Annotated in this window: 9 protein-coding genes; 7 read left to right on the top strand and 2 right to left on the bottom strand. The window is 36.5% G+C overall.

The features are described from left to right. Positions 1-154: 154 nt before the first annotated feature. From ISU02_RS18595 to ISU02_RS18625, 7 genes are all read left to right on the top strand, one after another. On the top strand, positions 155-850 hold the full coding sequence (locus ISU02_RS18595) for a response regulator transcription factor (protein WP_194703353.1): 696 nt from the start codon (positions 155-157) through the stop codon (positions 848-850). Further along, positions 847-2604 (top strand): sensor histidine kinase, encoded by a 1758-nt coding sequence (locus ISU02_RS18600; RefSeq protein WP_194703354.1) that lies wholly within the window; start codon positions 847-849, stop codon positions 2602-2604. Before ISU02_RS18595 ends, ISU02_RS18600 begins: the two co-directional genes overlap by 4 nt. 215 nt (positions 2605-2819) lie before the next feature. Then, positions 2820-4517, top strand: coding sequence for a TolC family protein (locus ISU02_RS18605; protein WP_194703355.1), 1698 nt, complete (start codon positions 2820-2822; stop codon positions 4515-4517). A gap of 54 nt (positions 4518-4571) precedes the next feature. Beyond that, positions 4572-5978: an HlyD family secretion protein gene (locus tag ISU02_RS18610; protein ID WP_194703356.1), complete on the top strand. Its 1407-nt coding sequence runs from the start codon at positions 4572-4574 to the stop codon at positions 5976-5978. Beyond that, on the top strand, positions 5978-7174 hold the full coding sequence (locus ISU02_RS18615) for an ABC transporter permease (protein WP_194703357.1): 1197 nt from the start codon (positions 5978-5980) through the stop codon (positions 7172-7174). The genes ISU02_RS18610 and ISU02_RS18615 overlap by 1 nt, the downstream gene beginning before the upstream one ends. Then, positions 7128-8267, top strand: a complete 1140-nt coding sequence (locus ISU02_RS18620) for an ABC transporter permease (protein WP_194703358.1) — start codon at positions 7128-7130, stop codon at positions 8265-8267. The genes ISU02_RS18615 and ISU02_RS18620 overlap by 47 nt, the downstream gene beginning before the upstream one ends. A 101-nt stretch (positions 8268-8368) precedes the next feature. Continuing rightward, entirely contained in the window at positions 8369-9922 is a 1554-nt protein-coding gene (locus tag ISU02_RS18625) for an S-layer homology domain-containing protein (RefSeq protein WP_194703359.1), read from the top strand. A gap of 83 nt (positions 9923-10005) precedes the next feature. Here ISU02_RS18625 and ISU02_RS18630 read toward each other — a convergent pair whose 3' ends face one another. Both ISU02_RS18630 and ISU02_RS18635 read right to left on the bottom strand, forming a co-directional pair. Beyond that, entirely contained in the window at positions 10006-11121 is a 1116-nt protein-coding gene (locus ISU02_RS18630; RefSeq protein ID WP_194703360.1) for a TolC family protein, read from the bottom strand. Between the two features lie 10 nt (positions 11122-11131). Continuing rightward, positions 11132-12289, bottom strand: a complete 1158-nt coding sequence (locus ISU02_RS18635) for a TolC family protein (protein ID WP_194703361.1) — start codon at positions 12287-12289, stop codon at positions 11132-11134. Between the last annotated feature and the right edge of the window lie 181 nt (positions 12290-12470).

Consider the following 12470-nt stretch of genomic DNA (forward strand, 5'->3'; position numbering starts at 1 on the left):
ATCTATATTTTATCATCTAATAAGACTTAGGTAAATTAAAGTTTTATTAGAGATCATCATTTCTACTCAAAATCTATTGATAATCGCACTGCATTTAGATACTATTTAAGTGATTGTACTCTAAATTTTATAATCCTACCCAAAAGGAGTTCTTATGCAAAAATATAAAGTTTTAGTTTGTGATGATGATCCTGTGGTTCATGAATCTCTTAAAATATATCTTGAAAGTGAAAATTTTGAATGTATTTCTGCTTATGACGGTGTCCAGGGGCTAAAAATGTTAAATGAATTCGAGCCCTGTCTTATGGTTTTAGATATTATGATGCCCAATTTAAACGGTCTTGATGTTTGCCGCGAAGTTCGTAAGACAAATGATATCCCCATTATTATGCTCACAGCAAAAGGTGAGGAAATTGATCGCATCATAGGACTTGAGCTCGGAGCAGATGACTACATCGTTAAACCTTTTAGTCCACGTGAAGTCGTGGCAAGAATCAAAGCCATTAGGAGACGAACCAGTGAAAATGTTGTTGAAGGCAAATCTTTAACACTGACTTTTAATCGTCTTGAAATCAGCCTAAAAAAATACCAAGTTACTTTCGACGGTCAAATCATCATTTCTACTCCAAAAGAAGTTGAAATCCTATTCTTACTTGCATCCAATAGGGGACAAGTTTTTTCAAGAGATCAGATTCTAAACCGTGTTTGGGGATATGAATATTATGGTGACACACGCACCGTTGATACACACATAAAGAGAATTCGCGCAAAGCTGCCTCAAGAAGGAAGCGGTATAGATCTTCAAACCATATATGGTGTGGGATATAAATTGGAGGTCTTCAATTTATGAAAAGTTTTATTGTGAGAAGAATTATTTTGTTAATGACATCTGTCATTGTCCTTTCTTCCATCATCATAGGTGTACTAGGGGTCTTTCTTTCAGAGGACTTCATAGGGGATGTAAGGGATAATAAATTTGTACCTGATTTATCTTTAATTGCTGAAAATGTAAAACAGTTTCAACTTGGTAAAATGTCCAAAGAAACGCTTATCAAAATCATTTCAAAATCTTCTGAAAGCTCATCAACACGCTATTTTGTTTTTGATTCAGATCGAAACCTTACCTATAGCTCTGATGACTCCAATTTTAACTCAATTGAAAACAAAGATTTCAATAGCAAATTGACCCTTGCATTGACAAAAATATTTTCAGGAGAAAAAGTTGCTTACAAAGTACATATGTTTGCAAATAAACCTATTGAAATTGTGGGCGTTCCAATACTCATAGAAGACGTCCCATCAGGTGCTGTGGTTGTCATATCGGAGATGGTAGATATTGAACTCATAAGAAATCAATATTTTTCTTCGCTGATTATGTCAACATTAATCGTACTGCCGCTTGTCGTTGTCTTTTCATACTTTATTTTACAGCGTATCGTCAGACCAATTCGAAATATTACCCAAGTGGCACTCTCAATTTTAGATGGTGACTTTTCAATAAAGGCGGATGAAAGCGTTGAAGGTGAATTTGGATTTTTAGGAAAAACTATGAATATTCTGTCTGCAAATCTTTATAAAAGCCTATCTCAATTGTATATTGAAAAAAATCGATTGAACCAAGTTCTAAATACACTGGTTGAAGGTATGATTTCTGTAGATGAAAATTTAAAAATCACACATTTTAACAGCGTGCTCCTTGAAAAATTTTCTATCGATGAAACACGGCTTTTAGGCATGGATATCCGAGATATCGGCTATTTCCAAATTGAGCTCAGCGAACTTGAGCTCAGCATCACTGAGAATCGACAAATTATAAAAACAGCCCTTTTAGGCGAACGCATATTGGAGATCATTATGGTCCCCATAGAAGATGAAAAAAATCACAGTGTTGGTGCTGTGATCTTATTTAAAGATATCACAGAGATGGAGAAACTCGAAAATCTTAGGAAAGATTATGTGGCCAATGTTTCGCACGAACTCCGTTCTCCGTTGACGGCAATAAGAGGCCTTATAGAACCTCTCATGGACTGTGTTGTCAAAGATGAATCAGATATTCAGAGATATTATCAGATTATTTATCAAGAGAGCTTAAGACTATCTCGACTGGTTGATGACATTATGGAGCTCTCTAGGCTACAATCTCACGAATCCGTCATCCGTAAAAATTTTGTTGATCTCAATTTGGTTTTTGAAATGGTCTATGAGCGCTATAAATTATTTGATGAATCCATTCAATTTAAATATACACCTCAAGAATTACCACTTGTTTACTCTAATTATGATCGAATCGAACAGATTCTAGTTATTTTACTGGACAATGCCTTTAAATTTACCCCAGAGAACGGTGAAATTGCTTTAAAAACAGAATTAAAAGAAGATCATGTTATTGTTAAAGTCATTGATAATGGCATTGGCATTTCAAAAGAGGACTTGCCTTTTGTGTTTCAAAGATTTTATAAAAGTGACAAATCAAGAACCAAAAAGGGTACGGGGCTCGGCCTCTCCATTGCAAAAGAAATTTTGTTCATTATGGGGGAATCTATTTCGGTCAACAGTATCCTCAATGAAGGCACTGAATTTTCTTTTACACTTCATCTAAAATAAAGATACTCGCCACAAGTCAAATAGAGTCGTTCAAAGCATTATTGCACTTCTAGATTACTAGATTTGTAATAATGTTTTTTTATGTCCAATGAATCTCATTTAGAGTTCACATTTGTTCATATTCATACCATATTGAAGTCATAATTCTTTAGCATAATAATAGAGAATTTTTAACTAAAACCTCATTATGAGTTTTAATATGAAGGAGACTTAAAATGAAATTTGAAGTATTTCGCAAAATAACACTTTGTGGTTTTATCGTAGTATTGATTTTTTCTGGTATTCCCATCTTTGCAGAATCCGATGTTGAAGCCCCCTATGAGTTGCCTACAATGACCGCAGATGAAGAAATACGCTCACATAAAGGATACGATATCCCTGAAAAAGCAGAAGAAAAAATAGCTGAACTAACTGTTACAAGTACTGAAGCGGTCTCATATGGTTTAGAACATAGTAAAGTACTTGAAACATTAGACAAAAAAATATCGCTTGCAACGATTACCTTAATCATGACCAGCGACAATCGAACTGAGATTAAGGAAGCACAGAATACAATTGATGATGCGAAAGAAATTATTCATGAAAATAACGTCAAGTTGGCTCAGGCACAGTCAGAGTTGAATCAGGCACAAGCTGCTCTTGATGCTGGCGTCACACCTGTAACGCTCCCACTTGTAGATGGTAACGGCACACCACTAGTAGATGCGCAGGGAAATCCTATTGTACTCACCCCAGGAAGTCATATCAGAACATCACTCGGCACACTACCATCACCCGCATTAGCACCTGCAATGGCAGATGCTCTTGCAGCGGGTATCATCACTAAAATTCAATCCTCACTTGATACTAAACAAGCTCAAATCGATGCTAACACAACTGCCTTAGTATCTGCATCAACAACATTAGATTTAAAAGAAAAAGAGTTTAAGTCCGTTTTATCGAATGTATCGGACAGTCTGGGCATGAAACTTCAAAACTCAAGTAATGTTCAATTTACAGCAGATGAAGCAAGCGATCTAATGCTTACCATGGCTGGTGTAAATTTAGATGTCACACGCTATGCCAAACGCATTTATAAGAACCAAATTGCTATGCTCATTCAAAAAGATTATCATGATGCACTCCTAGCTTCTAAAACACTGGATCTTAAGAAAACTGCTGAAGAACGCGGTAAAACGCAGTATGACCTCATAGAACTTTCATATCAAAATGGCATGAAAAGTAAACAAGACTTATTACTTAGTAAAATGTATTATGACAGCACACGCATTGCCACCAGAGTTGCTGAAGCAGATTATACAAATTGCCTAACAACCTTGAAAAAAGATATGAATCTCAATTTGGACTGTGCTCTTACTCTTGTAGAACCTACCGTATCTTTATCTAATCCAATTAGCCTTGAAGAAGCCCTTATTTCTGGAACGACAAATCGAATAGAAATTCAAAAATGCTTAGGACAATTACAAATTATGAAACTTAATTATGCACTTTTAGAGAAGAGGCCTGCCAGCATCAAAGATACCAATGCCGAAACAGAAGCACACTTTCAAATGGAGGAAGCTGAGCTGAACCTTGATATTACAAAAAACACTGTTGCTTCTGAAATACGTCAATCCTACGAAAATTTAATGTCCATGCAAGAGGCTATGCTTTACACAGATGAACTCGTAGCAGAGGCTAAAGAAGTGGTTGAAATTTCAAAATTGAAATATGAACAAGGTTTTGGTGCAGACAATGCGCTTTTGCAAAGTTTAAATTTAGAAGCAAGCTCTGGTACTATTATAGAACTCATTGCTGCAGAAGAAAAACTATCTGAAATTGAAGAAAATGTCGCTAAAATTCGTTACAACTACATTATGGCTAAAATCAAATACTATAATGATGCCGCTCTACTTAATGTACTTGAAGACTAAATTTGATCCTATATCAAATTCATATATCAAATTATTATTGGGAAAGGTGAAAGTATGAAAACGATAACATTATTCAAAAAGAAAACTCTAATAAAAGATTGGATCAAAAAGCACATAAAAGCCATTGCAGTCACATCCGTTGTAGGCATTACCTTCTTGGCTGTTCTTTTCAACTCACTTGCCATTGCAAATAAAGAAGAATCTCCTAAGTTACTGTATGGTACAATTTCTGCACAGGATATCAGTATAAACTCTAAAATTCCAGGTCGAATTGCTAAATTATATGTGACAGAAGGTCAATCCGTTAAATCAGGGGATCCCCTTGTTGAAATTACAAGTGATGAACTCGAAGCCAAAAAAGCACAGCTTCTCGCTCAGATCAATCAAGCTGAAGCCGGCGTGGAGGCATCAAAAGCTTCTGTGGAAATGGCAAATGCAAATTATGAACTCGCCAAAGACCGCGTCGCTCAAGCACAAGCTGGTGTCAAAGCGAGTACAAGTCAAAAGGATATGGCGAGTGCCACCAATGATAAAGCTACAAATGGCGCCAGAACACAAGAGGTTGCTCAGGCGGAAAGTGCTTTCTTATTAATGGATACTACCTATCAACGCGCATTGATCTTATTTGATGGCGGTGCCATCTCACAACAGAAATTAGATGAGATTAAAACCCAAAGAGATATCTATGAGCAAACTTTACTGATGGCACAAGAAGGCGCGAGATCGGAAGATAAAATGGCTGTAGCCGCACAACTCTCCATGGCGCAAGCAGGTATTGCCGCAAGTAATGCCGTCTTGAGTCAAGCTTCTGAAGCTGTTAACATTGCAATGGCACAAGTCAATCAAGCGAATGCCGGTCTCATCGCATCTGAAGGCAAACTTGAACAAGCCAAGGCAGGTCTTGCAGAGATAGAAGTTTATTTGTCCGAATCTATTATAAAAGCACCTATAGACGGTACTGTAACCACATTGAATTCAGATGTTGGCGAACTGGTTTCAACGGGAACTTCTATTGGCACTGTGAGCAATCTTGAGACTTGCTGGGTCAGTGTTGATCTTGACGAAAGCAAACTCAATGGCTTAAGTGAAGGCCAAACCGTCTCAGTCAACCTACCTGCTTATCCAGATCAATTGTTACAAGGCACTGTTGTCACCATCAATAAACAACCTGATTTTGCAGTCAAAAAAGCGACCAACGAAAATGGCAATTTAGATCTTGTCTCATATGCTGTAAAGATAGAACTGGATAACAATGACGCCCTTTTAAGACCAGGAATGACTGCAACCGTAGATTTCGAGACGCCAGTCATTACAGAGGTAACAACAGATTCTGAGGCACCAGCAAGCTCTGAGACATCAGTAGACTCTGAGGCACCGGCAAATTCTGAGACATCAGTAGACTCCGTGACACCGGCAAATTCTGAAGCAACAGCAGATTCTGAGACATTGGATGTGGAATAATGGTACAAAAAAGCTTTTTAGAAGAATTGAATAGATTTGAAAAGGAAAAAATATTGTTCATTGTATTGTTCATCATACCAATACTCAGTACCTTTATTCTTGGAATTGCCTTTTCTTCTGAAGTCATTGATCATATTCCAATGGCAGTCGTTGACTATGACCACACCGATTTCAGCCGCAAATTGATAAATGCGTTTTCAGATAATGATGCCTTTGATGTCATTTATTATCCTGAAAATGATCGTGAACTTGAAGCGTTAATGCGAGACAGTAAGGTGCGCGTGTCGATGGTCATCCCACATAATTTTTATAATGATGTTCAACAACTTAAATCGCCCACTGTCCTCATGGCCTACGATGGCTCGCATATGTCCATGACAAGTGTTTCAAAGTCCAAATCGATGGAAATTCTTCTAACTTATAAAGCTGGTGCTACGATTAATCATCTTCAGTCCAGATTAAATCTTTCCTATGATGAGGCGTTTAACATCACTCAAGCATTTCATTTTTCAAACAGAATGTTCTATAATCCAAACAAGAGTTTCAAGGACTTTCTCACCCCACCATTAATGGCCGGTGTGGTTCAAGCGTCAATCGTCTTAACAGCCACGGTCTCTATTGATCACAAAATTTATCAAAAGAACCGTCGACAAAGAAGAGGGTATGCCTTGGGGAAAACTCTATTTTATGCGCTTGCAGGTACACTTTCCATGATTTTTTGTATAATCATTCAAGCCAAGGTTTTTCATGTTGCTTTCATAGGTAACATAGCAGATGCACTTATTCTCACGTTAGCATATACTTTTGCAGTTTCAAGCTTTTGTGTGCTTATATCTGCAATCATTAGCAACCGTATGATCTCCTTAATTGGTGGCGGCGTCATCTTTATTCCAAACTCCATTATGGCGGGAACAACTTGGCCTCTTTATGCTATGCCAATAGGGTATCAATGCTTTGCAAAATACGTTCCCTTTATGCACTACATTATTAATCTCAGAGATATTTATCTTAAAGGTATTTCCTTGGCAACCCTAAAAGGTGATTTGATCTATTTAGCACTTTTTTCCTGCATCGTTATCATAATTACTGAAAGTGTCTTATTCATTGCCGACGTCGAAATTGACAAAGATCAAGGAAAGGAGGCCAGTGATGGCATTTATCCAGAGCTTCAAAGCGGCATTTCAATGCATATTTAAATATAAAGGTCTGCTCATTATACTTTTTATTGGACCTATTTTCTTAACTTTGCTCTTTGGTGGCGTTTATTCTAATGACTATGTAAACGATATGCCCATTGCCATTCTCGATGAAGATGCTTCCAATTTGAGTCAATATGTTGCAAACACTTTTAGCGTAAGTGATCGGTTTGAAATCGCTTATTATCCAAATTCACGTGCTGAGATGCAAAAGTTGATGGATGACGGCACTATTGCCATGGGCATCTGGATTCCAAAAGACTTTGAAAGAAGCGTCACGGCCTTTCAATCTGCAGAAATCATTGCCATCATTGACGGTTCCAATAATGTGGTTGCTGGCAATGCATATGCTCAAGCCACTGCGATCATACAAACCATTTCAGCAGGTGTTGAGATGAAACTTATTGCTGCCAAAGGCATGAGCAATGCAATGGCTAAAAATACGGCTTTGGTATACAACGTAAGCGAGCGCATCCTATTTGATCCCAAAATGACTTATATGAACTACCTGATGATTTGTTTCTTCGCAGTCTTTATACAACAACTGATGATGTCTGCTATGGGCGGCATTTTCAATAGAGAACGTGAAACTCTTTTAAAGGGCAATGTCCTGATCAATCTGATTGCCACAACGAGTGCATGTATTGTTGGTATGACACCTGCGCTTATAATAAGCATGGTTTTACTTAAAAATTTGTTTCATATTCCAATCATCGGGAACCTCTGGACAGCTTCACTCATGACCTTAATTTTCATGTTTTCACTCACCGGCCCTGCCTCAGTGCTCTCGGGCCTTACGAGAGATCGTGTCAAATTTGCGCAGATATCATTTATGCTCTCTGTGCCAACGCTTGTAACCAGTGGATGTGTTTGGCCACTTGAAGAAATGCCAAATATGCTCAAAATCGTGGTCCAATTATTTTGGCCTCTGATTCAGTTTGCCAAACCTTTACAAGAAGTATTAATCAAGGGCCGAGCCTTTGAGACAGTACGCCCCCAAGTTTTATCATTAGTTGTCTTTACAATTGTGTGGACGCTGATTGGATGGCAGGTTTATAAGAGAGACACTATTTCTCCACAAAATAATATATAAACATCCTATAAGATGCATTGAAGTCCATAAATTAAAAAGATATAATGACATGTGTACACATTTTCTTTACTTATCTATTTTAATAATACGGAGGTCAATTCATGAAAAAAATCATCCAGATTTTATTAATTCTAGCTCTTGTTCTAATGACATGCCCTACATACGCCACAGATACTGAAACAGCTGCTGATTTGCTCCTAAAGTATAAATTTATAGCAGGTGACAATGGTGACCCTATGGTTGAAAAGGCACTGACACGAGCTGAAGTTGCCGTTATAATAGCCGAAATGAACGGCGTTAAAGATACTGCAGCACAATACAAAGGTGCATCCGGTTTTTCAGATGTTGCAGAAGGCAAGTGGTATACACCTTATGTTGCCTATGGCAAAGCAAATGATCTTCTCGGTGGGTATCCCGATGGTACCTTTAAACCTGAAGCTGAGGTGACATCAAGAGAATTTGCAGCTTTTCTAATGAATGCGATGGGATATAAAGGTGATTATGAATTTGACAATGTTACTTCATTTTCAGCTTCCAAAAATGTTTGGGTTGATGTTAAGGGTGTAAAATTTGTAAGAGGTGATGCCTTTGATGCTTTATGGTCTGCTGTAAATCAGCCAGCAAAAGGTTCAACTGTTCCAATTGGTGTGAAAATGGGAAAACTTCCTGCAACTTCTGTGCCGACTCCAGTAAAAGAGGCTTTTCAGATTTTTGACATAAATGTAAACACTGCTAAAAGCATTCAAATTCAATTTGAAAATCCTATAAAAGACACAAGTCAAATCAATTTTTCGGCATTATATCAAGCAAGCACCCTAAATTTCAAAACAAGTTGGGATGCCACTAAAACAACTGTAACATTATCTTCTCCATGGGATTTAAATAGTGGTGATTATATCATTACAATAAGTGATATAAGCTCTGATACAAGTATTGTTAAAACTGTCAAAATAGAACCTCAAAAAGTATCTCGAGTTGAGCTAGATTCCAATACAATTGAAAGATTTAATGACTATATAGGCACTATCGGTTATACCGTGTATGATCAATATGGTGTGGATATTACGAATTCAACTTTAGGCAGAAATCTCAATTTTGTTGTGGGAACCGATCACCCCAAACCTATAGTAAACTTTGAACATGGAACCATTATCATACAAAAAGGGGCACGCCCTCAGTCATCAAATACATTGAGATTCGCTCAGAACATAGCGCTTGGCATTATAGATACTGCATCTGGATTTTCTACCAGCTTCGAATTAACCCCTTCATTACTTCCAACTGGTATTCATCAGGTAGAAATCAAAGGGATTATTGATCAAAATGGCAATAATACTGAGCTGATCTATTCACCTACAAAGGATTATTACCTAGACCTTAGGATATGGGATTCGAATGGTAGGCAGGTCGTCAATAAAGATGCCTTTGATCAACTTAGCATGGCTGGTCAAGAACTTTTACTCATAATCGCAAGCGATCCTTTCTGTGAAGTGACTAAAACCGTTCACCCTACCAAATCTGGTGAAGTGGCTTATAAGATTACCTTTAAATCTACGCCAAATGCAACTACAATGGTTACTTTTTTAGCTCAGGTACCTGAGGCCATTGGATCAACATCGACTTCTACATTTACAACAAAACTTATCAAAGAATAATTTCAAACACTTAAAAAGAGGTTCCCTTACACAAGAAAAACTTGTATGGGCAACCTCTTTCTATTTTTCAATCCAAACGCTTATCAATAGTATCTTAAAAAGTCATGATATGCCTTATAATAACTGTTCAAAGCATTCGTTAGTCCAATTTCTGCAGATAAGACATCTTTTTCAAGTTTTATGAGTTCAAGTGCAGTAGTCATGCCAAGATCGAATTTTACTTTTTCAACATTTAATTTTGAAGTTGCTAAAGTCACATTATTCTTAGCAACTTTTATACTTAAACTTAAACTTTTAAGATTATAAAAATCTGTATATACCTTATACTTAATTGCCTTTATCTGTGCGTCTGTATCATGCTTATTGTCCTCAATACTCTTATTATAATCTTCTAATACTGTAACACTATTTGAATACAATTGATCTACAGTCTTCTTCTCTTCTATCCTCTCAACAGTTTCTTTCAACCCTACTAAAGTAGAATCATGGGCAATATTTTTTTCACCGAGTTTGTCTAAATCGACTTTAGAGATATCAAAGTAATCGCCGATCAATAACGTTTCAAGGTTACTAATATCCATACCATATACCACATCTAAAGAGTCCATCACAAGATAGTTAAAGTTTACAAGTGCAAGATCGTATTCTCTCTGAGCAGATTCAATATCTTTTTTCGCCGAATCAAGTGCAATCTCATATGCGAGCAAATCATTACTTGTGATTTTGCCAAGTTGAAGTTCTAATGCCTTTTGATCATATTCCTTTTGTGCCGTTTTTGCGACCTCATTATATAATTCAAATTTATTCTGAATTGTTGCCCAATTTACATAATAGTCTAATACGGATTGTTTGAGCTCAAATTTTTTATCTTCAAGTGATCTTTCTAAACTTGTCAATGTCATTCGAGCATCTATTGGATCTAAGAAAACCTTAGTTGCTCTATCTAATACTTCATCTGCCTGATTAATATATGCTTTTAACCTTCTTGATTCTTGTTCAACTTCTTCGACAACTTTCTTTTGAATTTCAATTTTCTTCTCTATTGTTTTAAGCGCTTCACTATTCTCAATCAATATTTTTACTGCCTCTTCATATTGAATCAATTTTGGAGCAACTTTAGCAACTTCATTACTTTCAGCAAATACTGCCACTTGAAAGAGTAACGTAAAAATCAACAATAAGCTTCCTATTTTTCTCATATTAATCCTCCTATAAACTAATGCCAAATGAAACGAGCAAATCAATCTTTTGCGAAAGCAAAATTTTGTCCTGTATCAAACTCAATTTATCTATTTTTGACTTGGAGACGGCTGTTTCGTATTGAAGTCTTTGAGTTGCAGTAACCTGTCCTTGCTCTTCCATCTGAGCTAGTTTTTTCAACATGTTGCTGTCATATTCAATTTGAGATTGGGCAACATCAATTTCATCTTCTAATTTATAATATTCACTCAAAGCAGAATACAAATTCTTATAAATTTCTTTCTCAAGTCTCTTGATTTCATACTGTCCATCCTCATAGCGTCTATCGAAATCAGCCAAATCAGAGGCAATCACAAAGTTTTTATACATTGTTATAAACTTTTTTTCATTTTCAAGTGCTTCCATATTCACTTTTGCAGCCGCTAAAACTTGATTTGTCTCCTTAGCCATTTCATAATATTCTAAAAATGCATTCGAATCATACTTTGAGTCGGTAAACTCAGGCAATACAAATCTATACGTTTTATCTGGCTCTAAACTCGCAGTGGATTTCACTGTATATTCGAAACCTTTTAATGCATAGTATAACTGATCTCGTGAGAATTGAGTATTTTCAAGGTTGATTTTTGCCGTCTCAAGGTCTACTTTACTCACAAGACCTAGTTCTGCCTTCTCAAGGATTTCATCATACGAACGTTTTACATTAGCAAGGTTTTGATCCGATAATTCCAATTGTTTTTCAAGCGTATCCCTCTTAAACAGCACAGTGTCTGCCGCAGTTACATATCCAACTTCCATCAAATTGATTTGTGCATCCATCGTAGCAAGCTGTGCTTCTAAATTCATCGTTCTAACAAAATTAGGATAAGCATACTCATAATAGCTGCCTTTTTTTTGTTCCTTATAGCCAGTAGTTCTGTCACCACCATACAACATGTAACCCGAATTTTTATCTAGCATTGTTATAGTGTCCGCTAGATCCTCACGTGAATCTTTAAGATTTCTCAACGTGATATCCTTCTTCACAACCAAATCGCGGTATTCACTCAAGCTTAACTCAACAATTTCTTCCTGTGTTTCTGCAAATATTGGCATTGTTCCCATTAGTATTAGAAGTACTGACAAAATGAGTGTACTCAATTTTTTCCCTATTAACATATTTTTCATACGCACGATTACCTCCTTATACAATTAAGTCATATCTAGTATTATAACTCTTTTATATAAATAATCACTAGATGAACCGAATAATTAACCTTTTTTTTTCTATATTTTAAGAAACAATTAAGAATTCAATAGTAAAATCCGCTTAATTCAAAAAAGTGCTACTATGCACCGTCATGCGGTT

It is taken from the genome of Fusibacter ferrireducens, assembly GCF_015352425.1.
GTDB lineage: Bacteria > Bacillota > Clostridia > Peptostreptococcales > Acidaminobacteraceae > Fusibacter_A > Fusibacter_A ferrireducens.